This is a genomic window from Amycolatopsis sp. NPDC043887 (assembly GCF_056435665.1).
In genome coordinates, this window is sequence record NZ_JBWKEB010000017.1 from 1 (window position 1) to 24,662 (window position 24,662).

The 24,662-nt window shown below is 69.7% G+C and carries 27 protein-coding genes and 1 pseudogene; 12 read left to right on the forward strand and 16 right to left on the reverse strand.

Annotated features, from left to right (window positions below; translation table 11 throughout):
* Positions 1-383 precede the first annotated feature (383 nt).
* A complete protein-coding gene (gene trhA, locus AC069H_RS34670; RefSeq protein ID WP_037342457.1) occupies positions 384-1,025 on the reverse strand; it encodes a PAQR family membrane homeostasis protein TrhA in 642 nt (213 codons plus the stop codon).
* Positions 1,026-1,156: 131 nt separating this feature from the next.
* Between trhA and AC069H_RS34675 the strand changes: the two genes are divergently transcribed.
* Positions 1,157-1,933 carry an isoprenyl transferase gene (locus tag AC069H_RS34675; protein WP_061986121.1) on the forward strand — a complete coding sequence of 259 codons (777 nt, stop codon included), beginning with the start codon at positions 1,157-1,159 and terminating at the stop codon, positions 1,931-1,933.
* Between the two features lie 60 nt (positions 1,934-1,993).
* Here AC069H_RS34675 and AC069H_RS34680 read toward each other — a convergent pair whose 3' ends face one another.
* Complete coding sequence (locus AC069H_RS34680; protein WP_219148427.1) at positions 1,994-2,242, reverse strand: hypothetical protein; 249 nt, start codon at positions 2,240-2,242, stop codon at positions 1,994-1,996.
* A 726-nt stretch (positions 2,243-2,968) separates the two neighbouring features.
* Between AC069H_RS34680 and AC069H_RS34685 the strand changes: the two genes are divergently transcribed.
* Positions 2,969-4,255: a PhoH family protein gene (locus AC069H_RS34685; protein ID WP_478235227.1), complete on the forward strand. Its 1,287-nt coding sequence runs from the start codon at positions 2,969-2,971 to the stop codon at positions 4,253-4,255.
* A 52-nt stretch (positions 4,256-4,307) separates the two neighbouring features.
* Here the strand turns inward: AC069H_RS34685 and guaB1 are convergent, their stop codons facing one another.
* Positions 4,308-5,747, reverse strand: coding sequence for a GMP reductase (gene guaB1, locus AC069H_RS34690; protein WP_478235152.1), 1,440 nt, complete (start codon positions 5,745-5,747; stop codon positions 4,308-4,310).
* Between the two features lie 35 nt (positions 5,748-5,782).
* On the opposite strand from guaB1, the gene AC069H_RS34695 reads away from it, so the two are divergent.
* Complete coding sequence (locus AC069H_RS34695; RefSeq protein ID WP_478226240.1) at positions 5,783-6,259, forward strand: DUF309 domain-containing protein; 477 nt, start codon at positions 5,783-5,785, stop codon at positions 6,257-6,259.
* On the opposite strand, the gene AC069H_RS34700 is transcribed toward AC069H_RS34695, so the two are convergent.
* Entirely contained in the window at positions 6,239-6,580 is a 342-nt protein-coding gene (locus AC069H_RS34700) for a winged helix-turn-helix transcriptional regulator (protein ID WP_478235153.1), read from the reverse strand. The genes AC069H_RS34695 and AC069H_RS34700 overlap by 21 nt on opposite strands.
* On the opposite strand from AC069H_RS34700, the gene AC069H_RS34705 reads away from it, so the two are divergent.
* Together AC069H_RS34705 and AC069H_RS34710 are read left to right on the forward strand one after the other, a co-directional pair.
* Positions 6,579-6,875 carry a Cif family virulence factor gene (locus AC069H_RS34705; RefSeq protein ID WP_478235154.1) on the forward strand — a complete coding sequence of 99 codons (297 nt, stop codon included), beginning with the start codon at positions 6,579-6,581 and terminating at the stop codon, positions 6,873-6,875. The two genes, AC069H_RS34700 and AC069H_RS34705, sit on opposite strands and share 2 nt — an antisense overlap.
* Positions 6,876-6,949: 74 nt before the next feature.
* Positions 6,950-8,179 carry an NADH:flavin oxidoreductase/NADH oxidase family protein gene (locus AC069H_RS34710; RefSeq protein WP_478235155.1) on the forward strand — a complete coding sequence of 410 codons (1,230 nt, stop codon included), beginning with the start codon at positions 6,950-6,952 and terminating at the stop codon, positions 8,177-8,179.
* On the opposite strand, the gene AC069H_RS34715 is transcribed toward AC069H_RS34710, so the two are convergent.
* Positions 8,123-8,878, reverse strand: coding sequence for a Pr6Pr family membrane protein (locus AC069H_RS34715; protein WP_478226244.1), 756 nt, complete (start codon positions 8,876-8,878; stop codon positions 8,123-8,125). The two genes, AC069H_RS34710 and AC069H_RS34715, sit on opposite strands and share 57 nt — an antisense overlap.
* Before the next feature lie 116 nt (positions 8,879-8,994).
* Here AC069H_RS34715 and AC069H_RS34720 point away from each other — a divergent pair, with 116 nt between their 5' ends.
* From AC069H_RS34720 to AC069H_RS34730, 3 genes are all read left to right on the forward strand, one after another.
* Complete coding sequence (locus AC069H_RS34720; RefSeq protein WP_478226245.1) at positions 8,995-9,810, forward strand: NBR1-Ig-like domain-containing protein; 816 nt, start codon at positions 8,995-8,997, stop codon at positions 9,808-9,810.
* Positions 9,811-9,897: 87 nt separating this feature from the next.
* Complete coding sequence (locus AC069H_RS34725) at positions 9,898-10,332, forward strand: hypothetical protein (RefSeq protein WP_478235156.1); 435 nt, start codon at positions 9,898-9,900, stop codon at positions 10,330-10,332.
* A complete protein-coding gene (locus AC069H_RS34730; protein ID WP_125791894.1) occupies positions 10,329-10,706 on the forward strand; it encodes a hypothetical protein in 378 nt (125 codons plus the stop codon). The genes AC069H_RS34725 and AC069H_RS34730 overlap by 4 nt, the downstream gene beginning before the upstream one ends.
* A gap of 70 nt (positions 10,707-10,776) precedes the next feature.
* On the opposite strand, the gene AC069H_RS34735 is transcribed toward AC069H_RS34730, so the two are convergent.
* Together AC069H_RS34735 and AC069H_RS34740 are read right to left on the reverse strand one after the other, a co-directional pair.
* Entirely contained in the window at positions 10,777-12,288 is a 1,512-nt protein-coding gene (locus AC069H_RS34735; RefSeq protein WP_478235157.1) for an ATP-dependent DNA ligase, read from the reverse strand.
* 128 nt (positions 12,289-12,416) lie between these two features.
* Positions 12,417-13,259 (reverse strand): helix-turn-helix transcriptional regulator, encoded by an 843-nt coding sequence (locus tag AC069H_RS34740; RefSeq protein ID WP_478235158.1) that lies wholly within the window; start codon positions 13,257-13,259, stop codon positions 12,417-12,419.
* Positions 13,260-13,462: 203 nt separating this feature from the next.
* Between AC069H_RS34740 and AC069H_RS34745 the strand changes: the two are divergent.
* Positions 13,463-14,293: pseudogene (locus AC069H_RS34745) on the forward strand (DMT family transporter); the annotation flags it as partial.
* On the opposite strand, the gene AC069H_RS34750 reads toward AC069H_RS34745, so the two are convergent.
* Entirely contained in the window at positions 14,291-14,791 is a 501-nt protein-coding gene (locus AC069H_RS34750; protein ID WP_478235159.1) for an SRPBCC family protein, read from the reverse strand. The pseudogene AC069H_RS34745 and the gene AC069H_RS34750 overlap by 3 nt on opposite strands.
* Between AC069H_RS34750 and AC069H_RS34755 the strand changes: the two genes are divergently transcribed.
* A complete protein-coding gene (locus tag AC069H_RS34755) occupies positions 14,790-15,371 on the forward strand; it encodes a TetR/AcrR family transcriptional regulator (RefSeq protein ID WP_478235160.1) in 582 nt (193 codons plus the stop codon). The two genes, AC069H_RS34750 and AC069H_RS34755, sit on opposite strands and share 2 nt — an antisense overlap.
* Here the strand turns inward: AC069H_RS34755 and AC069H_RS34760 are convergent.
* A complete protein-coding gene (locus tag AC069H_RS34760; RefSeq protein WP_340687108.1) occupies positions 15,368-16,765 on the reverse strand; it encodes a class II fumarate hydratase in 1,398 nt (465 codons plus the stop codon). The two genes, AC069H_RS34755 and AC069H_RS34760, sit on opposite strands and share 4 nt — an antisense overlap.
* Before the next feature lie 113 nt (positions 16,766-16,878).
* Here AC069H_RS34760 and AC069H_RS34765 point away from each other — a divergent pair, with 113 nt between their 5' ends.
* Complete coding sequence (locus tag AC069H_RS34765; protein WP_478235161.1) at positions 16,879-17,868, forward strand: NAD(P)/FAD-dependent oxidoreductase; 990 nt, start codon at positions 16,879-16,881, stop codon at positions 17,866-17,868.
* 61 nt (positions 17,869-17,929) lie between these two features.
* Here AC069H_RS34765 and AC069H_RS34770 read toward each other — a convergent pair whose 3' ends face one another.
* The 6 genes from AC069H_RS34770 to AC069H_RS34795 form a co-directional block, all read right to left on the reverse strand.
* Positions 17,930-18,700 (reverse strand): S1 family peptidase, encoded by a 771-nt coding sequence (locus AC069H_RS34770; protein ID WP_478235162.1) that lies wholly within the window; start codon positions 18,698-18,700, stop codon positions 17,930-17,932.
* A gap of 9 nt (positions 18,701-18,709) precedes the next feature.
* Complete coding sequence (glpX, locus tag AC069H_RS34775) at positions 18,710-19,780, reverse strand: class II fructose-bisphosphatase (RefSeq protein WP_034305363.1); 1,071 nt, start codon at positions 19,778-19,780, stop codon at positions 18,710-18,712.
* Between the two features lie 84 nt (positions 19,781-19,864).
* The gene (locus tag AC069H_RS34780) at positions 19,865-20,098 is read right to left on the reverse strand and encodes an exodeoxyribonuclease VII small subunit (RefSeq protein ID WP_192743439.1); all 234 of its coding nucleotides are present in this window, start codon (positions 20,096-20,098) and stop codon (positions 19,865-19,867) included.
* Positions 20,095-20,496 (reverse strand): hypothetical protein, encoded by a 402-nt coding sequence (locus tag AC069H_RS34785; protein WP_478226254.1) that lies wholly within the window; start codon positions 20,494-20,496, stop codon positions 20,095-20,097. The genes AC069H_RS34780 and AC069H_RS34785 overlap by 4 nt, the downstream gene beginning before the upstream one ends.
* Positions 20,493-21,758, reverse strand: coding sequence for an exodeoxyribonuclease VII large subunit (gene xseA / locus AC069H_RS34790; RefSeq protein ID WP_478235163.1), 1,266 nt, complete (start codon positions 21,756-21,758; stop codon positions 20,493-20,495). Before xseA ends, AC069H_RS34785 begins: the two co-directional genes overlap by 4 nt.
* Positions 21,755-22,411, reverse strand: coding sequence for a lipid droplet-associated protein (locus AC069H_RS34795; protein WP_478235164.1), 657 nt, complete (start codon positions 22,409-22,411; stop codon positions 21,755-21,757). Before AC069H_RS34795 ends, xseA begins: the two co-directional genes overlap by 4 nt.
* A 152-nt stretch (positions 22,412-22,563) precedes the next feature.
* Here AC069H_RS34795 and AC069H_RS34800 point away from each other — a divergent pair, with 152 nt between their 5' ends.
* Positions 22,564-23,577, forward strand: a complete 1,014-nt coding sequence (locus tag AC069H_RS34800) for a 4-hydroxy-3-methylbut-2-enyl diphosphate reductase (RefSeq protein WP_061986082.1) — start codon at positions 22,564-22,566, stop codon at positions 23,575-23,577.
* A gap of 90 nt (positions 23,578-23,667) precedes the next feature.
* Here AC069H_RS34800 and AC069H_RS34805 read toward each other — a convergent pair whose 3' ends face one another.
* Positions 23,668-24,543, reverse strand: a complete 876-nt coding sequence (locus AC069H_RS34805; protein WP_478235165.1) for a DUF6542 domain-containing protein — start codon at positions 24,541-24,543, stop codon at positions 23,668-23,670.
* Positions 24,544-24,662: the final 119 nt, after the last annotated feature.

Genomic DNA, 24,662 nt, shown 5'->3' on the forward strand with positions numbered 1-24,662 from the left:
AAACGCTCGGCTGGGACACCCCAGCCGAGCGCCTAGCTAAACTCCTCGCCGAAACCAGCTAACCACCCGTGTTGCAACGACCCCTGGAATCCGCCCCTTGCGGCTAGCGCAAGGAAGGGGGCCTTCACGTACTCTGATCGACCGAGCGCCACGGGATCACGACGGCTCCCCGCCGATGGTCCGCCAAGATTCGGTATCGCTCCACCAAAAGCCAATCCGACCAGGGAAAACACGCCAGAAACAGGACCATGCCACTCTTGAGCTCCTGGCATGACCTTGAGGATGGGCAAGACGCCTTCGCGGACCCGCGACCGGCCGTCAGTCAGCTCCGGTAGGTGGTAAGGCATCTTCGCTGCCGACGACCCACATCACTCACGACCTGGCTAGGCGTACATGGCCAGCCAGATCGCGATGTAGTGGGACACCGCGGCGAGAACCGTGCAGGCGTGGAAGTACTCGTGGTACCCGAAGGTGTCCGGGAAGTGGTTCGGCCACTTCACCGCGTAGAACACCGCGCCCAGCGTGTAGAACAGCCCGCCCACGCAGAGCAGGACGAGCGCCGCGACACCGGCGTGCGTGGCCAGTTCCGGCAGGACGAAGACGGCTACCCAGCCCAGCGCGATGTAGATCGGCACGCCGAGCCAGCGTGGCGCGTTCGGCCACAGCATCTTCAGTGTGACGCCGCCGATCGCGCCGCCCCACACGATCGCGAGCACGATGTACCCGGTCGGCTGGGACATCGCCAGAAGGGTGAACGGCGTGTAGGTGCCGGCGATGAACAGGAAGATCATCGAATGGTCGGCGCGCTTCATCCATTCGTATGCTCGTGGGCTCCACAAGCGACGGTGGTACAGCGCGCTGACGCCGAAGACGCCGAGGACGGTCAGGCCGTAGACCGAAGTGGACAAAGCGGCGATACCCGACACTGTGGACGCCGCGAGGCTGATGAGGGTCGCGGCTCCGGCGACAGCGCCGAAGAAGGACCAGAAGTGGATGTGCCCACGCAACCGAGGACGCGTGTCCACTACGGGCGCGGGGCCGGACGGCCGGGGTTCGGTCACTACGCTCACTCACCCAGGTTACGGCACCGTAGGTTTTTCGCCAGTGTCCGTGGCGCGTCCCACTGAGGCCCGCGAGGTGACTACTCTCCACTGGCGTGAGTCTTCGGTCCTTCTTGTCAGACGTCGTGTACAGCGCCTACGGCAGGCGCCTGATCCAGCAGGCCAAGGGGCGCCATCCACGCCACATCGCCATCATGCTGGACGGGAACCGCCGCTGGGCGCGCGAAGCGGGCTTCACCGACGTCGCCGACGGGCACCGGGCGGGCGCCAAGAAGATCGCCGACTTCCTGAGCTGGTGCAACGAGGCCGACGTCGAGGTCGTCACCATGTGGCTGCTCTCGACGGACAACCTCGGCCGTGCGGCCGAGGAACTGAGCCCCTTGCTGAAGATCATCACCGACGTCACCGACGAACTCGCCGCGCCGCACACGCCTTGGCGGCTTCGCATCGTGGGGGCACTCGACCTGCTGCCCCCGGAGGTCGCGAAGGCCCTCAGCGCGGCCGCGGAGCGCACCGAGGGGCGCACCGGGATGGAGGTCAACGTCGCGGTCGGTTACGGAGGGCGTCAGGAGATCGCCGACGCGGTCCGCAAACTCCTGCTCCAGCACGCAGACGAGGGCACCTCGATCCGCGAACTCGCGAAGATATTGGACGTCGACCACATATCCGAACACATGTACACCTCGGGTCAGCCGGATCCGGATCTGATTATCCGCACCTCGGGTGAGCAGCGGCTTTCCGGATTTCTGCTCTGGCAATCGGCGCATTCGGAATTCTGGTTCACCGAAGCTTATTGGCCCGCGTTCCGCCGGGTCGATTTCCTGCGTGCCATGCGCGATTACGCGTGGCGGCACCGGCGCTTCGGTTCCTGACCGGTGACATGACGAAGGCCCCGGCGTGCACTCCGGGGCCTTCGACGTCGACACTGAAGATCAGTGGTGGTGGTGCTCCAGCGAGTGGAGGATCAGAGCCGGGGTGGTGGCGACGCCCGTGTAGGCGCCGGCGACCAGGGAAGCGGCGCCGTAGCCCAGCGCGCCGCCGCCCTCGATGAAGGTGTTGTAGGCGTCGCCGAACGTGGGGTCCGGGGTGCCCGAGGTGTCACCGGTGGCGGCGAACGCGGTCCCGCCGACCATCATGATGCCCGCGGCGACGGCGGAAACGAAACCAGCCTTCTTCAGCACTTCGCACTCCTTGGTAGAGATGTTCAGGGATCGGGGGCACCGAATCCGGTGGGGGTGTCCCGCAGTGAGAAAATTACTCGCTATTCAGGATTTGTGACCGTCTCGTAAGCCCATTGTGTGAGGCACGAAAGGCCCGTTTCACTCGGTCCGGTTCTCTGTCTCGGGCACAAAATGCGTCCCGCCACGATGCGTGGTAGAACCCTCCGTCTCATCAGGTGAACGCCCTGTGTCGCGTTAATCCTTCCGGGTCACGTCGACGAGCGTCCCTGAATGGAGATCATCACTACACACCGTGACGGTGACCAGGCGTTGATGTCATGCGACCGACAGTGAGATGACGGTTTGGCGAATCACCGTGGTGGCTGCCTGCGCGATCGGCCGGACGCAGGTACCTTCCGGAAGTGAGGGTTCGCGTCCCATGCGGACTCTCACGGGAGGCCCTGGTCGTGGCGGTTGTCGACAGGGCGGCACAGCCGCCCAGTGGATGCACGAGGGGGCCGGCACCCGGCCCTCGTGGCCGTGCCGACTGACGTGAAAGACGTCGGAAGGAACGGTTAGCCAGGGAAGTGCCCGGCCCAGCGAGTGCGGGCGTGGTGCCACGCCCACGAGGGAGATGCCGTCGTGACTGCGCAGCGTTCACCCCGCAAGGCCTCTGGCCGTTCTTCGACCGGTGCCCCTGGCCCGGAGAAAGCCTCGATCTCGCCCGAATCCCAGCGGTCCACTTACGTGCTCGACACGTCGGTCCTGCTCTCTGACCCCTGGTCGGTGACCCGGTTCGCCGAACACGCGGTCGTGCTCCCGCTGGTCGTCATCAGTGAACTGGAGGCGAAACGTCACCATCCCGAACTGGGGTGGTTCGCGCGCGAAGCGCTTCGCATGCTCGACGACCTGCGTCGTCAGCACGGCAGGCTCGACGCGCCGATCCCGATCGGTGAGCACGGCGGCACCCTGCAGGTGGAGTTGAACCACTCCGACCCCACGGTGCTCCCGGTCGGCTTCCGCACCGACTCCAACGACCACCGCATCCTCGCCTGTGCGCTCAACCTGGCGGCGGAACGCGCGTCGGTCACGCTGGTGACGAAGGACATCCCCTTGCGTGTCAAAGCGGGCGCCGTCGGCCTCGAAGCCGACGAGTACCGCGCGCAGGAGGTGACGCCCTCGGGCTGGACGGGGATGGCGGACGTGGACGTCCCGCAGACCCTGGTCGACGCGCTGTTCAGCGGGTCTTCCGTGGATCCGGCGGAATCCGGGATGCCGGAGGTCGGTGAACTGCCCTGTCACACCGGGCTCAGGCTGCTCGCGGGCAGTTCGAGCGCGCTGGGGCGGGTCACCGCGGACAAGCGGATCCGGCTCGTCCGGGGCGACAAGGAGGCGTTCGGGCTGCACGGCCGGTCGGCCGAGCAGCGGGTGGCGCTCGATCTCCTGCTGGACTCCGACGTCGGCATCGTCTCGCTGGGCGGACGAGCGGGCACGGGCAAGTCGGCGCTCGCGCTCTGCGCGGGGCTGGAGTCGGTGATGGAACGCCGCCAGCATCGCAAGGTGGTCGTGTTCCGGCCGGTGTACGCGGTCGGCGGCCAGGATCTGGGCTATCTGCCCGGTTCCGAGAGCGAGAAGATGCAGCCGTGGGCGCAGGCGGTGTTCGACACCCTCGGCGGGCTGGTCAGCCAGGACGTCCTCGACGAGGTCTTCGACCGCGGCATGCTCGAGGTGCTCCCGCTGACCCATATCCGCGGCCGGTCGCTGCACGACACGTTCGTCATCGTCGACGAGGCGCAGTCCTTGGAGCGCAACGTGCTCCTGACCGTGCTCTCACGGCTCGGCACCGCTTCGCGGGTCGTGCTCACGCATGACGTCGCGCAGCGCGACAACCTGCGGGTCGGGCGGCACGACGGCGTTTCGGCGGTGATCGAGAAACTCAAGGGGCACCCGCTGTTCGCGCATATCACGCTGACCCGGTCCGAGCGCTCGCCGATCGCGGCGCTCGTCACGGAGATGCTGGAGGACCACGGATAACCGGAACCGGCGGAGTCCTCTTGGGACAGTCCTAAGAGGACTCCGCCGGGTTTCACCAGCCCGACGGCAGGGGGCGTCCTTCCGCGAAGCCGGCGGCGGACTGGATCCCGAGCAGCGCGCGTTCGTGGAACTCCTCCAGCGTGCGCGCGCCCGCGTACGTGCAGGCGGAGCGGACACCGGAGCCGATGGAGTCGAGCAGGTCTTCGACGCCGGGGCGAGCCGGGTCCAGCGCCATCCGCGACGCCGAGATGCCCTCTTCGAACAGGCCCTTCTTGGCGCGTTCGAAGACGTTGTCCGTGCGCGTGCGGGCGCCGACGGCGCGCTTCGACGCCATGCCGAACGACTCCTTGTACGGCTTGCCCTGCTCGTCGTAGCGCAGGTCGCCGGGGGATTCGTGGGTGCCCGCGAACCACGAGCCGACCATCGCCGCCGAAGCGCCCGCGGCGAGCGCCAGCGCGACGTCGCGCGGGTGCCGCACGCCGCCGTCCGCCCAGACGTGTTTGCCCAGTTCGCGCGCCGCCGCGGCGCATTCGGCGACGGCTGAGAACTGCGGGCGCCCGACGCCGGTCATCATCCGGGTCGTGCACATGGCGCCGGGGCCGACGCCGACCTTGACGACGTCCGCACCCGCGTGGATCAGGTCGCGCGTGCCCTCGGCGGTGACCACGTTCCCGGCGACGACCGGGACTCGCGGGTTCACCGACCGGACGGCCTTCAGCGCCGAGACCATCTTCTCCTGGTGGCCGTGCGCGGTGTCGACGACCAGCACGTCGACGCCCGCCGCGAGGACGGCCTCGGCCTTCGCCGCGACGTCGCCGTTCACGCCGATCGCGGCGGCGACGCGCAGGTTGCCGCCGTCGTCGACGGCCGGGGTGTAGATCTCCGCGCGCAGCGCCGCGATCTCGGTCAGGACGCCGGCGAGCCTGCCGTTTTCGTCGATGCCGAGCGCGAGACGGCCTCCGTGGTCGTGCAGGCGCTCGAACACCTCACGCGGCGGCGTGTCCAGCGGGACCGTGACGACCGCGGGCTCCGCGACGTCGGCGAGACGCGCGAAGCGGTCTACGCCGGCGCAAGCCGCTTCGTCGACGACGCCGACGGGCTTGCCGTCCTCGTCCACCACGACGACGGCGCCGTGGGCGCGTTTGCCGACCAGGTTCAGCGCGTCGGCCACCGCGTCTCCGCCGGTCAGCACGAGCGGGGTGTCCCACACTGTGTGACGGCTCTTGACCCAGCCGACGATGTCGGCGACCGCGGCCACGTCGACATCCTGTGGCAGGACGACGAGCCCACCTCGCCGGGCGACCGTCTCGGCCATCCGGCGGCCCGCGACGGCGGTCATGTTGGCCACCACGATCGGGATCGTCGCGCCGGTGCCGTCCACAGTGGACAGGTCGACGTCGAAACGGGACTCCACGTCCGACCGGTTCGGCAGGAGGAACACGTCGTCGTAGGTCAGGTCGTGAGCGGGCCGATGCCCGTCGAGAAAGCGCACGAGGCCCCAGGATACCCGCGTGGGACACTGTCGGCATGACCGACCGGGACCGTGACGAAGCCGGACGAGCCCGCAACGCGCGCCCGCGGGATGGTCTCGGCAGGCCGCTTCCGTACGGCGCCGACGGTGTCGAACGCCAGCCCGAGGGCATCGAACGGAGCCCCGAGGACACCGTTTCCGAGGCGCAGCGCCTGCTCGACGCGGGCCGCCCGTTTCACGCGCACGAGGTGTTCGAGGACGCGTGGAAGTCCACCGACGGGCCGGAGCGCGAGCTGTGGCGCGGGCTCGCGCAGCTCGCCGTGGGCCTGACCCACGCGGCCAGGGGGAACGGGAACGGTGCGGCCTCGCTGCTGGAGCGCGGCGCCGAGAACATCGAGCCCTTCCGCGAGGCCCGGCCGCACGGGATCGACATCCCGGGTTTGCAGGCTTGGGCGCGGACCATGGCTGAAGAGGTGAAGGTGCGTGCGCGGGTGGAGCCGGTCGCGCCGCGCCTACTGCGTGAGGGCCTGTAGCGCCGAGCCCGAGCGGTACAGCTCGATCAGCAGCGGCCGCGGCGAGAGTCCCGCCTCGGCGAGCCGATAGCTGGTCCGGCTCGGGAAGCCCGGCAGTTCCTCTCGGACGGCGAGGCGGCGCGCGGTCAGGTCGCCGAGGCGCTCTGTCAGCACCTTCGCGGACAAACCGGGCAACGCCGTGCGCAGGTCGCTAGGCGAGCGCGACCTCGACCGGACGGTCCGGCTCCGGCCTCCGCGTCCGGCCGCGGGCGTCCGGGACGAGTTCGCCGTCGAAGGTTTCCGTTCGGTGACCTGCTTCGCGGTCGGTTTCGCTGTCCGCATGACGCAGTCCCTCAGTGTGCCTTTGACCGCCGACCCCGCCGAAATCCTCGACACGGTCTACGAGCCGGACGCCGTGTTCGTCCGCCGGGACGGCGCGTGGGTGAGCGGCGCGGAACGCCGGGCCGCGAACGGCGGGATCCTCGCGCTCGGGAAGCCCGTCAAGGTCGCTCCGCGTCAGGTGCGCGTGGCCGGTGACCTGGCCTTGCTGATCGTCGACTGGGTCATCGCGAGGCGTGGCCAGGACGGGCTCTGGCGCTACGTGATCGACAACCCCTTCGGTGTCGGCACACCTTGAGTGCTCGACATACCGCGAGTATGTTACTTCGAGTAGGGATACTGCTCAGTAGGTAACGGCGGGAGGAAGCGCGGATGAGCGAGCCCAAAGAACTGCTGGCCGAACCGCTGAAACTGCGGTGTGGCGCGATCCTGCCTAACCGGCTGGCCAAGGCCGCGCTCAGCGAGCAACTCGGCGATCGCCGCAACCGGCCGACCGCCGAACTGGCCGAGCTGTACCGGACGTGGTCGCGAGGCGGTGCCGGGACACTGATCACCGGCAACGTCATGGTCGATCCGACCGCGCTGGGTGAACCGCGCAACGTCGCGGTCCCTCGGGAGCCGGACGCGACCGGGTTCAAGCCGTGGGCACGGTCGGCCGACGGGACCGAGTCCCGGCTGTGGGTTCAGCTCAACCATCCCGGTCGTCAAAGCCCGCGCTTCCTGTCCCGTCAGCCGGTCGCGCCGTCGGCGGTGCCGTTCGGCGACCGCGGCATCCGCTCGGTGTTCGCGACGCCGCGAGCGCTGACCGTCGACGAGATCGAAGCGATCATCGACCGGTTCGGCGTGGCCGCGCGGACCGTCGTCGACGCCGGGTTCGCCGGCGTCCAGATCCACGGGGCGCACGGCTATCTCGTCTCGCAGTTCCTGTCGCCGCTGACCAACCGGCGCACCGACGGCTGGGGCGGTGACGCGCTCCGGCGGCGCCGGTTCCTGCTGGAAGTGGTCGCCCGCGTGCGCGCCGAGGTCGGCGACACGGTGCCGATCGCGGTCAAGCTCAACAGCGCGGACTTCCAGCGCGGCGGGTTCAGCGAGGAGGACTCGCTCGAAGTCGTTCGCGAACTGGGCGAAGCGGGTATCGACCTCTTGGAAGTCTCCGGCGGCACCTACGAGAAGGCCGCCATGATGGGTTCCGCCAAGGCGAGCACTCTCAGCCGTGAGGCGTACTTCCTCGACTACGCCGCGAAGGCGCGGCAGGTCACCGACGTCGCGCTGATGGTCACCGGTGGCTTCACCAGCGCGCGAGGCATGGCGGAGGCGTTGCGCTCCGGCGCGCTGGACGTCATCGGCCTCGGCAGGCCGCTGATCGTCGACCCGGCGCTGCCCGGGCGCCTGCTGGGCGGCGAGGACGTCCGCGCGCGGCGCACGGCGCCGAAGACCGGCATCCGGCTGGCCGACAGCCTGCTCGAGATCCAGTGGCACACCCAGCAGATGCACCGGGTGGCCGCCGGGAAACCGGTGGACCGGCGGCTCGGCGCGGTGCGGACGCTAGTACGTGCCGGCGTCGCGGATCCGCTCAACGCTTTCCGGCGGGTCCGGGGCTAGTCCATCCATGCCCCCGCCGCCACCCTCAACGGAGGAGCCGCGCTCCCAGTCCCAGTTCTCGTCGGGTTCGTCTCGTCGGCTGAACGTGCGGTCGAAACCGACCGCGGCCGCCGCGAGACCGATGAACAGCACCCCGATCAGCACGCAGTTGAACGCGACGCCGCCGTAGCTGTTGATGCCCGGGTCGACGAACGGGTACGGGTAGAACCCGATGATCGCGCCGCGCACCAGTGTGACCGCGAGCCAGGCCAGCGGGTACAGCAGCGACCACCACAGGATCCGCCACGACAACTGGCCGCGCGGCCCGAACAGCAGCCAGCCCGCGACGCACATCAACGGCGACACCTTGTGCAGCATCGTGTCGGCGAAAACGGCCCAGCCGTGCAGTTCGTAAAGATCGGCGAGCGCGACCTGGAAGACGACACCGGTCACGGTGATGCCGACGAGCCCGGTGAGCCGCAGCACGCCGAACAGGGTCGACCGGCCCGCGACCCCGAGCGCGAGCAGCAGGCTGCCGGCGCCGACCAGGATGTTCGAATCGATGGTGAAGAAGGCCAGCAGGTTGGCCACCCGTCCGGCCGGGGTGTGGAAGGTGCCGCCGGTGGTGCCCGCGGAGACCGGGATCTGGGCGGCGAGACCGGCGATCACCACCAGCGCCGTCGCGCCGAACCAGGCACGCGCGATCTTGGAAGCCTGCATTCGCCTACTTTATGGGTGATCGGGTGGGGACGTCCCGTCACCACCGCACGCCGCCACTCGATCGGGGCGGGACGCCGCCGGGTCTTCCCGGCCATCGGGTCATATCGTGGGAAGCGATGGACGTCGAGCGGAGGCCCGGACGCCGCGGACGGGTCGCGCGTGGTCCGGCGGAGGACAGCGGACCCGTCGCCGAGTTCGCGCGGCGGCTGTGGGAGCTGAAACGGGCCGCCGGTGACCCTTCCTACGACCGCATGCGCGACGAGTACGGCGCGCTCGCGTCGAAGTCCGCGCTTTCGGCCGCCGCCCGCGGCGAGCGGCTGCCCAGCTGGGAGACGTCCTGGGAGTTCGTCCGCGTGCTGGCCGCCGGAGTGCTCGGCGGTGACGAGGACGAGGTCCGGCACGAATGGCGCGGTGAATGGGAACGCGCGCGCGACGCGCTGGCCGCCGGCGCGGCACCCGAACCCGCGCCGGAGCGTTCGCGCCGGACGGCGTTCCTCCTCGCCGGAGCCGTGGCGGTCGTCCTCGTCGCGGCGCTGGTGTTCGTCTTCGCCGCGCCGTTCGGTTCCGAGCCCGCCGCCCCGGCCGGCGACGCGTCGGAATTCGTCGCCGACGTGACCGTGCCCGACGGCAGCGAGGTCGCGGCCGGGTCGACCTTCGTGAAGATCTGGGAGTTCCGCAACGCGGGATCGGTCGGATGGGTCGGCCGCTATCTGGTCCGCGCCGGTTCGTTCGGGAATCCCGGCGAGTGCCGCACCCCCGACCGCGTCCCCGTCCCGCAGACCGCGCCCGGCGAGCGCGTGCGCGTCTCCGTCGAGGTGCGTGCGCCCGACCGGCCAGGACATTGCCAGGTGTACTGGAAGATGGCCGACGAACAAGGGCACATCCTGCTGCCGAACACCCGCGCGGTGTTCTTCTCGGTCCGCGTCATTTGACCCTCCGGGCCGATGGTCAAAGCGCTGACCTGCATGGACATTGATCTGTCGGCCATGGCCATTTCGCGGTCGTGAATCGCTTCCGGAGTGGCTTCGGTGACCTTTAACGTCATCGGCGTCCGGGAATTCCGGATGGGGATTTTCCGAAACACTCTCACATTAATTGCGGAAAGGGAATCCATGCGTCCGTACGTCAAGGTCGCCGCACTGGCCGGGGCCGCGCTCACCGTGGCGCTCCTGCCGGTCACCGCCGCACAGGCGGCTCCGGCGCCCGCTTCGGGCAGTGATCCGATCATTACCTGCGAATCCGGCTACCACGGCTGGATGCGCCGGGCCGGGAAGGACGCGATCTGCCTCAAGCCGGGCACGCGCACCTGGGACGTCAAGGTGTTCGAATGCGCCGGGGATCTGACGGTGCATTTCAAGAACGGCGAGAAGGCCTATTGCGGGGGAAACATGAAGATCGGCCTCGACCTGGCCGTCCAGTCCAATGTCGTCAAGACCGTTGTGGGGAACCGATGAAGAAGAAGCTGTTCGCCGTCGTCCCGGTCGCGCTGGCAGGCACCCTGCTGATGGCACCGTCCGCTTCGGCGGCGTCGAAGGTCTGTGAGGGCGGGCCGCTGATGGGCGGGAAGACCAAGGTCGTCGAGGTGAGCGCGGGGCAGAGCATCGACATCACCGTGCACAACCACGACTACCGGGGAATGCTCGTCCAGATCATCGACGACGTCTTCGACAAGGGCCTCTGGAGCGGGGCGATCGCGCCGGGCAAGGAGCGCACGGTCAAGCACGGCGTGCTCGGGGAGCCGCCGGTGTATCACAAGATCCGGTTCGAGGTGACCTCCAACCTGTCGAACAACTACACCTACCGGATCTCTTCGGACCGCTGCTACTGAGGCGTTTCGTCCTCTGAACGCGGTAGTTGCACGCGCAAGGACCGCGTTCAGAGGACTAAATGCGGGGAGTTCAGGGCTTGAGGAGGCCGCGGACGGTGTCGATGGTGTCGGCGTCGGCGGCCTCCTTGTCCGGCCGGTACCGCACTACGCGCGCGAAGCGCAGCGCCAGCCCACCCGGATACCGCGTGCTCACCTGAGCCCCGTCGAGTTCGATTTCGACGACGAGCTCCGGCCGCACGTGCACCACCCCATCCGTGCGGTGGGTCTCGATCTCCTGGAACGTCTTCGTCTGCCAGGCCAGCAACTCGTCGGTCATGCCCTTGAACGTCTTGCCGACCATGATCGGCGGCCCGCCGTCGGGGTCGCGGGCGCCGAGATGCAGGTTCGACAGCGTGCCGGTGCGCCTGCCGTGACCCCATTCCGCGGCGAGCACGACCAGGTCGATCGTGTGCACCGGTTTCACCTTGAGCCACGCGCGCCCGCGGCGGCCCGCCGCGTACGGCGACGCGAGGCCCTTGACCATCACGCCTTCGTGTCCGGCGGCCATCGCCGCTTCCAGCACCGCCTCGGCCGAGGCGGGCGCGATCTCGCCCGGGATGACGTGCTCGCCCGCGACCTGACGCAGGGCGGCGTTCCGCTCGGACAGCGGCGCGTCCAGCAGGTCGACGCCGTCGAGGTGCAGGCAGTCGAAGAAGTACGGCCGCAGCAACAGCGCCTTGACCTGCTCCTCGCGTGTGCTGCCGAACCGGCTCATCGTCTCCTGGAACGGCCTGGGCCTGCCGTCGTCGGTCAGGGCCAGCGTCTCGCCGTCGAGCACCACCGATGTGCAGGGCAAGGAGCGCACCAGATCCACCAGTTCGCCGACACTGCCGGTGATCTCCCGCAGCGTCCGCGTGTAGACGTGCACCTCGTCGCCGTCGCGGTGGACCTGGATCCGCGCACCGTCCATTTTGTACTCGACGAGCGTCTCGGTGTGCTCGGTGATCGCCTCGTCCAGCGACTCCGCCGGGGAAGCCAGCATCGGCCGGATCGGCCTGCCCAAGGCCAGCTTGAACTCCGCCAGCCGCTCCTGGCCGCCTGTCATGGCCGCCAGGCCCGTCACCGGGAGCTGCCCGGACAGCATGAACGCCCGCCGTACGTCTTCGGCCGGGATCTCGGCCGCCGCCGCGATGGCGTCCACCATGATCCCTTCGAGCGCGCCCTGCCGGAGCTCGCCGGTGAGCAGCCGGAACAGGAACTCCTGCTCCTCCTTGGTCATCTTGGTGAACAACGCCCGCAACGTCTCCGCGCGCAGCTTCACCGACCCCGAACCCGACGCCGCCCCCACCGTGCCGAACGCCGTGTCCACCTCGGCGACGGTCAACGACGGCTCAGCGGCCGGGGCCGCCTTCAGCTCGGCCAGCGTCCGCCAGCCGGTGCCGATGCGGCCCTGTGTCGGCTGGCCGGTGAGGAACGCGATGACCGCGGGCAGTTCCAGCTCGCCCGCGGCGCGCAGGACCGCGGCCAGGGTGGCGATCTTCGCCTTCCTGGACCTCGTGGCGGCCAGTTCGGCCGACGCGGTCACCACCTCGGTGAGCAACATGGGTCCATCATGGACCCGGGCACCGACAGTTTCGCGCCGAGCGGGCTCGGGCGGCGACGTAGTGAAGGCCTCCTTGCCTACTTTCAAGGTAGGGAAGGAGGCCTTCACGGCCTTGGCGCCATGTGGGCTCAGGCGTGCGCGGGATCGGCGACCCAGCTGGCGAGCAAGCGGAGCGCGCGTTCGCTGTCGGAGCCGGGCTCGGCGGTGTAGATCACCAGGGCCTGGCCCGGATCGTCGGGCAGCCGGAGCGTCTCGTAGCGCAGCCGGAGTTCACCCACGATCGGGTTGATCACGAGCTTCCACGCGTGAGCCTTCTCGCGCACGGTGTGCTTCGCCCACAGCTTCCGGAACGCCTCGCTGCCGAGGGAGAGCTCGCCGACCAGCTGGGCGAAGCGCGGATCGTCCGGATACTTCCCGCTTTCGGAGCGCAGGTTCGCCACGATCTCTTTCGCCACGGTTTCCCACTCCGGGTGCAGCTCGCGGGCGTGTTCGTCGAGGAAGAACATCTTCGGGATGTTGCGCTCGCCCGCCGGCCGCGCGGCGAAGTCGAAGGACAGCGCGGAGCCGAGCGAGTTCCAGGCCAGCACGTCTCCGTAGCGGTCGAAGATGAGCGCCGGGGTCTGGATCGCGTTCAGCATCGGCTGGAGTTCCGGCCGGATCCGCCGCGCCCGCGGCCGTGCGGCGCGTTTGCGTTTCGGGGCGGCCAGATTGCGCAGGTAGGCCTCCTCGTCACGATGCAGTCGCAACGCGCGGCTCAGCGATCCGAGGACGGAGTCGGACACGTTGCGCGCCCGGCCCTGCTCCAGGCGCGTGTAGTAGTCGACGCTGATCCCGGCCAGCTGCGCCAGCTCTTCGCGCCGCAGCCCGGCGACTCGCCGCTGGTTGAACCCCGTCGGCAGGCCGAGGTCCGCCGGGTCCAGCGCGGCCCTTCGTGCCTTGAGGAAGTCGCCCAGTTCGGCCGTCTCGGTCATGGCGTCGAGTATCCCGGAACGCGAGGGATGCGTGCCTGGTCCTGACAGACCCAGGCTGGTGAGGGCGTGCTGTGTCCCGAAAGTGGCTTTCGCGACGTCGGCGGGGACCCGGCCTTCACGGACCCTTCGGCGCACTTATGGTCCGGTCGATCAAGCACGATTTGGCTCTTCGGTTCGGTCCAAAAAGCGGCCACTGTGACGGTATGGACAACGAACGAAGAGGCGTGACGATCGGCGTACTGGGGGTGCTGATCGTCGGCGCGTCCGTGCCGGTGACGGGAATGCTCGACGGGTACCCGGTGATCACCGGGCAGGCGCTGCGGTACGCGCTGGCGGGCGTGCTCCTGCTGGCGTGGGCGCGGCTGAGCGGGCGCCCGCTGCCGTTGCCGGGAGCGCGCGACGTGCCGTCGCTGATCGCCCTCGCGGCGACCGGGATGATCGGGTTCCAGGCCTGCCTGCTGTTCGCGCAGCGCTACGCCGAACCCGGTCTGGTCGCCGCGTTCCTCGGCGGCACGCCGCTCGTGCTCGCGCTGGCGGGCCCGCTGGCCAAGGGGAAGCGGCCCTCGTGGGCGCCGGTGACCGGGGCGGTGCTCGCCGGCCTGGGGATCGCCGTGCTCTCCGGCGGCGGTGCGGCGCGCTGGCAAGGGCTGGTGCTCGCGGCGCTGGCCATGGTGTGCGAAGCGCTCTTCACGCTGCTCGCCGTCGGCGTGCTCGAAAGGCTCGGGCCGTTGGCGACCGCGACCTGGGGGTGTTTCGCCGCGGGGGCCGGCGGAGCGGTCGTCGGGACGATCGCCGACCCGTCCGGCGCCTGGGCGTGGCCGGACGGGCGTGAACTGATCGCGCTCGGCTACCTGACGGTCGTCGTCACCGCGATCGCGTTTCTTCTTTGGTACTCGGCGGTTTCGGCGCTGGGCGCGGACCGGGCCGGGGTGCTGGTCGGGCTGATGCCGGTCTCCGGCCTCGCCGTCTCGCTCCTGCTGGGCATGCAGGATTTCCGCTTCTCCCAAGTGATCGGGGTCGCGCTGGTGTCCTCAGGCGTCGTGATCGGCCTGCGCCGCCGCGAGCTTCGCGAGCCTGGCGCACTTGACGTCGAAGTGCTTGACGACGTCGCCGCCGATGATCGCGACCATGACCGAGCGCAGCGGCCCGCCGAAGGTGACCTTCTGGGCGAATTCGGTCCCGCCGTCGACCTCGGTCAGGTTCAGCACGAGCTCCATGGCACCCAAGGGAATCGGCTGGCGGAAGGCGATCTCGCGGTGCTCGGTCAGGGACGTGATCGTGAACGGCTCGGCGACCCGTGAGTGCACGCGGCCGCGGAATCCGTCCGGTACGAGGAAACCGGTCGAGCCCACCGCGGCGGGGCCGTGCAGTTCGACGCTGGCGAGGTCGGGATCCCAGTCGGGCCACCGGGTGAAGTCGGCCAGCGGCGCCCAGAGCGCGGACGGCGGGCAGGGGAGGATTTCGCGGGAGGTCCTGGTCCAGGTCATACCCGGACGATATACGGAACTGTTAGTCTCGTAAACTGGGGTCATGGTGAGAGGCAGGCCGAGGGAAGAAGGAATCGACGACGCGGTCCGCGCGGCCGTGCGGGCGTTGCTGACCGAGTCCGGTTACCAGCGCTGCACGATCGACGCGGTCGCGGCGCGCGCGGGCGTCGGCAAGGCCGCGGTGTACCGGCGGTGGCGGTCCAAGGCGGAGCTCGTGTTCGCCGCGGTGATCCATCCCGTCGAGCTCGAACCGCCGTCGGACACCGGCTCGCTGCGAGGTGACGTGTCCGCGGTCCTCGAAGTGATCCAGTCCTCTTTGGACGGTGTGGAACTCCGGCAGGCGCTGCCTTCGCTGCTCGCCGACGTCCGGGCGGATCCGGCGCTGGAAACGCGGTTCGGCGAGGTGTTCCTCGGCCGCGAACGCGGATATCTGGTCCAGATGCTCGATCGGGCCGTCACGAGAGGGGAACTCTCGCGACGGCCCGATCCGGCCCTCGTGCACGCGATCCTGCTCGGCCCGGTGCTGACCTGGCTGCACCTGTTCGCCGAGACACCGCCTTCGGGTGGGCTGGCGGCTTCGCTCGCCTCACCGCTCCACGCGGCCGTGGTCGCTCTCGGCGCTTAGCGGCCTCCGCGCGCCATGCGGAGTACGTCGAGGGCTTCGTCCAACTGGGCTTCGGTGAGCTTGCCGTTCGCGACGTGACCGCGTTCGATCACGACCTCGCGGATCGTCTTCAGCTCCTTGAGCGCCTGCTTCGCGATGGCGGCGGCCTCTTCGTAGCCGATGTATTTGTTGAGCGGCGTCACGATCGACGGCGAGCCCTCGGCGTACTCGCGCGCGCGGCCGGCGTTCACCGTCACACCCGCGAACACCTTGTCCGCCAGCAGTCGCGAGACGGCCGCGAGCAGCCGCGCCGATTCGAGCACGTTGCGCGCGATCACCGGCAGGTTCACGTTGAGCTGGAAGTTGCCCGCCGCGCCCGCGAAGGCCACCGCCGCGTCGTTGCCGATCACCTGGGCGACCACCTGGAGCGTCGCCTCCGGGATCACCGGGTTCACCTTGCCCGGCATGATCGACGAACCCGGCTGGAGATCCGGCAGCGCGAGTTCGGCGAGCCCGGTGCGCGGGCCGGAACCCAGCCAGCGCAGGTCGTTCGCGATCTTGTTCAGCGACACCGCGACCGTGCGCAGATGCCCGGACGTCTCGACGACGCTGTCCTGCGTCGCCTGCGCCTCGAAGTGGTCGCGTGCCTCGGTCAGCGGGAGTCCGGTCACCGAAGCCAGTTCCTGCGAGACCGCCGCGCCGAAGCCCTCCGGCGCGTTCAGCCCGGAGCCGACCGCGGTCCCGCCGATCGGCAGTTCACCGAGCCGCGGCAGCCCCGACTTCAGCCGCTCGACCCCGAACCGGACCTGCGACGCCCACGCGCCCGCCTCCTGGCCGAAGGTGATCGGCACGGCGTCCATCAGGTGTGTGCGGCCGGACTTCACGATGTCCGCCCATTCGCCCGCGCGCGTCTCGATGGCGGCGGCCAGGTACTCCAGCGCCGGGATCACGTCGGACAGGACGGCCTCCGTCGCGGCGACGTGGATCGTCGTCGGGAAGGTGTCGTTGGAGGACTGCGAGGCGTTGACGTGGTCGTTCGGGTGCACGTCGCGGCCCAGCGCCTTCGACGCGAGTGTGGCGATGACCTCGTTGGCGTTCATGTTCGACGAGGTCCCGGAACCGGTCTGGAACACGTCGATCGGGAAATGCGCGTCGTGTTTGCCCTCGGCGACCTCGTCCGCGGCCTTCGCGATGGCCTCGGCGACCTCGGCGTCCAGCACGCCGAGCCGCGCGTTGACCCGCGCCGCTGCGGCTTTCAGCAGGCCGAGCGCGCGGATCTGGGCGCGCTCCAGGCCCCGGCCGGAGATCGGGAAGTTCTCGACGGCGCGCTGCGTCTGCGCGCGGTAGAGGGCGTCGACGGGGACGCGCACCTCGCCCATGGTGTCGTGTTCGATCCGGTATTCCTGTTCAGCCATACCCCAAGTCTCGCGCAGCGCCTCTCGGCGCGCTCCGTGTCTTTCGGCACGCGAGCGCTAGGATCGATTGTGTTCTCGATCACGCCGCCCACCACCGGCCGGGAGAGTGCCGAATGAGCGAGTCCGCTGGGGAAACGTCGTACGACCTCGTCATCATCGGGGCAGGTCCGACAGGGCTTTTCGCCGCCTACTACGCGGGATTCCGCGGCCTTTCGATGGCCGTCGTGGATTCACTGCCGGAAGCGGGCGGCCAGGTCACCGCGATGTACCCCGAAAAGATGATCTACGACGTCGGCGGGTTCGCCGAGGTCCGTGGCCGCGACCTGGTGCGGGGCCTGCTCGACCAGGCGGCGCCGTTCAAGCCCGCGTATCTGCTCGGACGCAAGGCCGAGAAACTCGAAAGCGTCGAAGGAGGCGTCACCATCACCCTCGACGGCGGGCAGGTCCTGCGCGCCGGCGCGGTGCTGATCACCGCCGGGATCGGCGAGTTCACCCCGCGGCCGCTGCCCGCGGGCGACGGCTGGCTCGGCCGCGGCATGGTCCATTTCGTGCCCTCGTTGAAGGCACACGAAGGGCAGCACGTGGTGGTCGTCGGCGGCGGGGACTCGGCGTTCGACTGGGTGCTCGCGCTGCACCCGGTCGCCGCGAACGTCACCCTCGTGCACCGGCGCGCGAAGTTCCGTGCGGCCGAGTCGATCGTGCGGCAGGCGCGGGAACTCGGCGTGCGGATCGTCACCGACGCCGAGGTCACCCGGTTCCTCGACCGTGACGGCACGCTGGCCGAGGTCGAGATCCAGGTCAAGGGCGCCGAACCCGAGATCCTGCGCGCCGACACGGTCGTCGCCGCGCTCGGCTTCACCGCGGATCTCGGGCCGATCGAGAGCTGGGGGCTCCAGATCGACCATCGCGCGATCGCCGTCGACTCGACCATGGCGACCCCGCGGGAGCGGGTCTACGCGGCGGGCGACGTCGCGGCGTATCCGGGGAAGGTGAAGCTGATCGCGACCGGGTTCGGGGAAGCGGCGACGGCGGTGAACAACATCGCGGTCATGCTGGACCCGGACGCGCATCTGTTCCCGGGGCACTCGAGCAACGCGGAGTAGCGCGTGCGATGAAGGGGCCTTTCATCGCAAAATTTGCTATGAAAGGCCCCTTCATTGCACGTCAGGCGGGCGTAGGCGGCGTGATCTTCTCCGCGATCCACTGCGCGTACGCGACCACCGAAGTCGCGATCGACGGCGAGGTCGCGCACACCGGATCCGCGTTGCCCGGGCGGCTGATCGTGCCCAGCAGCACCCACTTCTCGTCGACCTTGGCGATCTCCGGCCCACCGGAATCGCCGTAGCACGAACCCGTGTTCCCGCCGGGGTTGTCGGTGCACAACTCGACCGCGCCGTCGAACTTCGCGGTGCACCGCGTGCCTTCGACGATCTTCGTGTCCAGTTGCCGCAGCTTCGCCGGACCCTTGCCGCAGCCCGAAGTCGGGCACGTCTGGCCCCAGCCGAGCAGCCGCGTCGGCGTTCCGGGCGCCACGACGGCCCCGATCGTGATCGGCGCCGCCTTCACCGGCGCGGCCAGCCGCACCAGGGCGAGATCACCGCCCGCGTGCTCGGGTTCGGGGTTGTAGGACGGGTTCACGACGATCTCGGCGAGCTTCGCGATTTCGCCGCCCTGGCTGTTGTCGGTGCTGCCGATCCGCGCGCTCAGGTTCGCCGGGTTCTTGCCCTCGACACAGTGCCCTGCCGTCACCAGCCAGTCCACCGCGATCAGCGTCCCGGCGCAGAAAGCCTTGCCGGAGGCCGAATGCAGGGACGCGATGAACGGATACGGCTCGTCGGCCTCTCTGCCGCCGACGAGGTCGCCCGCGCCCGTGGCCTGCCCGGCAGGCGTGAGGAGCATCGCCGCGAGCAGGACCATGAGCACGCGCTTCAGCACGGTTTCTCCTTAGGGGAGAGGGGGAACTACGTCGTCTTCCAGCGAATCGTCGAGGTGGCCGTCGAAGTTGACGGACGAGTACGAGCGGAGCTTGGTCAGCCGGTGGTAGCCGTCGATCATCCGGACCGTGCCGGACTTCGAGCGCATCACGATCGACTGGGTCGTCGCGCCGCCCGCGCGGTAGTGCACGCCGCGCAGCAGGTCGCCGTCGGTGACACCGGTGGCGCAGAAGAACACGTTGTCACCGCGGACGAGGTCGTCGTTGCCGAGCACGCGGTCGAGGTCGTGGCCCGCGGCCAGCGCCTTCTCGCGCTCCGCGTCGTCCTTGGGCCACAGGCGGCCCTGCAGTTCGCCGCCGAGACACTTCATCGCGCAGGCCGCGATGATGCCTTCGGGGGTGCCGCCGATGCCGAGCAGCATGTCGACGCCGGTGCTCGGCCGGGCCGCGGCGATCGCGCCCGCGACGTCACCGTCGGAGATGAAGCGGATCCGGGCGCCCGCCTCGCGGACCTCCTTGATCAGCTTTTCGTGCCGCGGCCGGTCGAGGATGCACACGGTGACGTCGGAGACGCTGGAGTTCTTGGCCTTCGCGACCCGGCGGATGTTCTCCGCGATCGGGGCGGCCAGGTCGACCTTGCCGGCGGCGTCCGGGCCGACGGCGAGCTTCTCCATGTAGAACACCGCGGACGGGTCGAACATCGCGCCGCGTTCGGCGACCGCGAGCACGGCGAGCGCGTTCGGCATGCCCTTGGCCATCAGGGTCGTCCCGTCGACCGGGTCGACCGCGACGTCGCAGTCCGGCCCGTCACCGTTGCCGACCTCTTCCCCGTTGAACAGCATCGGGGCTTCGTCCTTTTCGCCCTCGCCGATGACGACGACACCGCGCATCGACACGGTCGAGACCAGCTGGCGCATCGCGTCCACCGCGGCACCGTCCCCGCCGATCTTGTCCCCGCGTCCGACCCAGCGGCCCGCGGCCATCGCGGCGGCTTCGGTCACGCGGACCAACTCCATCGCGAGGTTGCGATCAGGGGCTTCAGGGCGTCGAGAAGAGCTGGCGGACGAGGTGGGGGTGGGCATGCGGCCTCCCGGGTCAGGAACTCGGCGGGGTCCCAGTCTCTCAGATACCCACGGTGGTTCGGTGGCTCAGGAGCATGGTGAACGTCACTGACCGTCGCCGGTCTCGTCTTCCACGGAGGACAACGCTGCCTCGATCCGTTCCCGAGCGCCTTCGAGATGGTGCTCGCAGACCTTCGCCAGCTGCTCGCCCTTCTCCCACAGGGCGAGCGACTGTTCCAGGGACAGCCCGCCCGCTTCGAGCTCGCGGACGACCTCCACCAGCCTGTCGCGGGCCTGCTCGTAGCCGAGTTCGGCGGTCTCACCACCGGGTTTGCTCACGCTGTGCTTCCTTCTACCGGACGTCGGTGCTTGCCGATACCCGCGCACACTACCGCGCCGGCCATGGCGTTGTCGTAACCCACGAAGGCGAGGGCGAACTCCTGGCCGTCACTCTCCGCGATCGCCGCGACCAGGTTCTCCTGGGCCCGCGCCACGCGTTTGCGGTGCACGGTGCCGTCCGCGAACCACCATCGGGTGCCGACATGCTCGGCCGTCGCTTCGGAGAGTTTGCGCAGCTGGGCGTCGAGGCCGCGTTTGGTGGAGAACTCACAGCCCGCCAGGAGCACGGTCCAGCACTCGGCGGCCGCGTGGTCGGTCAGCAGCGCGTTGCGCAGGACCTCGGGCGCGTCGGCACGTCTCGCGGCGTCGATGGTCAAAGGCAGGAAACTCGCCGTCAACGCCCCTCCTCCGGCTCTCCTGAGACGACGGCGCCGAGCGCGCCGTCGACCACGCGGACGCGCAGTTTCGCGCCGTCCGCGACTTCGGAGACGGACCGGAGTACCTGGAGGTCGCCTTGCGCGTCGGTGTACTGCACCACGGCGTAACCGCGTTCGAGGGTCGCCGCCGGGCCGAGCGCGGTCAGCCGCGCGCGGGCGCTGGCGATCTCGGCCTGGTCCTTCGCGAGCAGGGTGAGCATCGCGCGGCGACCGCGTTCGCGGTGGATCTCGACGTCGTCCGAGCGCCGCTGGATCGGGCCGAGCGGGTCGGCGAGCACGGGACGGCTGCGGATCTGGTTCAGCAGCCTGACCTGCGTGTCCACCCACCCGTGCAGGGCGCGGCGGCCGCGGTCGCGCATCTGACGGACGCGCTGGGTCTCCTCGCGCACGTCGGGCACGATCCGCTTGCTGGCGTCGGTCGGCGTCGAACAGCGGAGATCGGCGACGTGGTCGAGCAGCGGGGTGTCCGGCTCGTGCCCGATGGCGCTGACCACCGGGGTCCCGGCCGCGGACACGGCGCGGCACAGCGCTTCGTCGGAGAACGGCAGCAGGTCTTCCACGCTGCCGCCGCCGCGCGCGATCACGATGACGTCGACGTCCGGATCACGGTCCAGTTTGGACAGCGCCTGGAGGATCTGCGGGACGGCGAGCGAACCCTGCACGGCGGTGTTGATCACCTTGAACGCGACATGCGGCCAGCGGGCCTGCGCGTTCACCAGCACGTCGCGTTCGGCGGCCGACGCGCGTCCGGTGATCAGCCCGATTCCCTTGGGCAGGAAAGGGATCTTGCGTTTGCGTTCCGGCGCGAACAGGCCCTCGGCGGCCAGCAGCCGCCGCAGCCGCTCGATCCGCGCGAGCAGTTCGCCGATGCCGACCGCGCGGATCTCGTTGGCGCGCAGGCTCAGCGAACCGCGGTTCATGAAGAACGTCGGCTTCGCGTGCACCACGACGCTCGCGCCCTCGCGCAGCGGAGGTTCGATCGTGCGCAGCAGGCCCATCGGGCAGGTCACCGACATCGAGACGTCGGCGGACGGGTCGCGCAGCGTCAGGAACGCGGTGTTGGTGCCTTGGCGGGCCGAGATCTGCGTGACCTGACCTTCGACCCAGACCGCGCCGAGCCGGTTGATCCACTCGCCGACCTTACGGGCGACCGTGCGGACCGGCCACGGGTTCTCGGCGGTCGTGGACGGGCCCGCCGTGGCGGAGGCGGGTTCGGCGCTCACTGGCCTTCCGCGCCGTCGCCGTCGGCCTTCTTCACGTTCCCGATGCGCCGCGCGAGCATGCCGACGAACGACGCCCTGTCGGCGTTCGCCCGTTCGTAGGTCAGCAGTTCCTCCAGCTGCGCGAGGTCGAACCGGCGCAGGCGGGCGCGCAGCTGCGGCAGGGTGAGCGTGTCGTAGTCGTCCAGCCCGGCGGGACCGGAGGTCACGGGCGCGCTCGCGCTGTCGAACTCGCCGTCGGCGTGGTCCTCGGCGAGTGCGCGCTCCTCCTCGGCCCACGGGTCCTCGGTGAGCGCTTCGAGGTCGTGGAGGTGCCCGTTCCTCTCGGCGCGAGGTTCGGGGACTTCGGCGTCCTCACGCAGCGGGATCACGCACGAGTCGCGCTCGTACCGGCGTTCGCCGAGGTCCGGCGGGAGATCCTCGTCGAAGGTGGCCCAGCTGGGCGTGTCCTCGACCGGGCGAAGGCCCGACAGCGCGTCGTCGCCCTTGATCGCGAGTTCGGTGACGTGCTGCTGCACGCGCATGGAGAACTGGAGCACCTGGCTGACCACCGTGACGGGGAGCCCGGTGAGCTGCTTGGGAAGTTCGCGAACCCGCTCGGCGGTGGTGACGGCGAGGCCCGCGGCGACCCGGAGGGGGAGCGGGAGAGGCTTCATACGCCTAGCCTGCCGTATCTCGTCCATCCTGCCCAACCGAACGGGTGTGTCGGCTCACAGGACGTGACTCCACGCACATACTTCAGAGGGGTTCCCTGGTCACCTGAACGTGAGTGCGAGGAGCCCCCGGGCCAGCCCGTACCCTGGGGGTCATGAGTTCTGCGAGTCCCGGAATCACGCCCGCCGGCAGTCCGACGATCACCGAGTCCGGTGTGCCGGCAGGTGGCAAACGTGTCCTGCTCGCCAAGCCGCGCGGCTACTGCGCGGGTGTCGACCGCGCGGTCATCGCCGTCGAAAAGGCACTCGAGCTCTACGGCGCACCGGTCTACGTGCGCAAGGAGATCGTGCACAACCGGCACGTGGTGGAGACCCTGCGCGAACGCGGGGTGATCTTCGTCGACGAGACCTCCGAGGTGCCGGAAGGCGAACTGGTGGTGTTCTCCGCGCACGGCGTCTCCCCCGCGGTGCACGCCGAGGCGGCCGAGCGCAACCTGCGGACCATCGACGCGACCTGCCCGCTCGTGACGAAGGTGCACAAGGAAGTCAACCGGTTCGCGAAGGACGACTACGACATCCTGCTGATCGGCCACGAAGGCCACGAAGAGGTCGAAGGCACCGCCGGCGAGGCTCCCGACAAGGTGCAGCTCGTCGACACCGCCGAGGACGTCGACAAGGTCGAGGTCCGTGACCCGTCGAAAGTCATCTGGCTGTCGCAGACCACCCTTTCGGTGGACGAGACCATGGAGCGCGTCGATCAGCTGCGGGACAAGTTCCCCGGCTTGGCCGACCCGCCCAGCGACGACATCTGCTACGCCACCACGAACCGTCAGGTCGCGGTCAAGGCCATGGCCGCCGAGTGCGACCTGGTGCTGGTGGTCGGCTCGACGAACTCGTCCAACTCGAAGCGGCTGGTCGAGGTCGCGCTGAAGGCGGGGGCGCGCGCGTCGCACCTGGTCGACTTCGCGCACGAGGTCGACGAAGCGTGGCTCGAAGGCGTCGAGACCGTCGGTGTCACCAGCGGCGCTTCGGTGCCGGAGGTGCTGGTGATGGACCTGCTGGCGTGGCTGGCCGAGCGTGGCTGGGACAACGTCGACGAGGTCACCACGGCCAACGAGAAGATCGCGTTCGCGCTGCCGCACGAGCTGCGCAAGGCCGCGAAGGCCTGACGCCCGCTACGCGAAAGGGCCGTCCGAGGAGTTCCCCGGGCGGCCCTTTCTGCTGGTCAGAGGCTCAAGCGAGAGCAAAGGTCCCTTGCTTCACCGCTCGTCGTCCCACGGACGGCGGCGGGGCGGCTGCCCTCCGCGGCGCGGATCGTCCGCGCGCGGCGGACGGCGGCGCGGGGCACCGGGGGCGCTTTCGCCGCGGGGATCGCGACGGCGCGGTTCGCCGTCTTCCGGCGGACGCGGCCGACGGGGCTGACGTCCCGGCGGCGGCGGTTTGCGGGCGCCGGGTTCGGCGTCGCGGCGGGGACGTCGCTCGTCGTCGACCGGGCGGCGGCGGGGCGGCGCACCGTCACGCGGAGCACCGCGGCGGGAAGGCGGGGGCGGCGTCTGGCCGGTCCGGGACGCGGGGCGGCCACGGCCCGGCGCGGCGGCCGCGGCGGGACGGGCGGCGGGCTTGCCCTCGTCGCGACGCTCGGGTTTGGTACCCGGCTTCACCTTCACCGGAGCATCGGGATCGCGCTCGCGGTAGATCCGGAAGATGCCGATCGCCAAGGTGACGCCGGTGGTGATGGCCATCGTCGGGAAGCCGTTGATCAGCGGCGTGCCGACGTCGAAGGCTCTCGACAGCAGGTCCGTGCCCTTGCTGCCGTCCGAGGTCAGGAGGATGACCCCCGGGACGGTCACGGCGAGGACCAGGGGCGGCTGCACCATCGGGCCGAACAGCCCACGGCGCTGGACGGCCACCACGGCGGCCACCGCGCCGAGCGCGTAGCACGCCTTGAACAGCAGGCCCAGGTCCTTCTGCATCATCATGTCGACGAAGGCGCCAAGGATGGCGAGCCCGAAGCCCACCAGGACGGCCGCCCACCAGGGCAGCCCCCGCCTGGCGCCGACGAGCGGACGCTCGTCCCAGGCAACGGGGACGTCGTCGGCATCAGGATCGCTCTGGCGATCGCGAATCGCGGTCACAGGCCCCACCGTATATCCAAGCTACGGGCATACCGCCAACAGGCGGTGTGTCTATCGCCTGGTAGTGGTCATTCCGGACCACCCGGACGGACTGTCCGGGTGCTTACCGGAAGTACTAC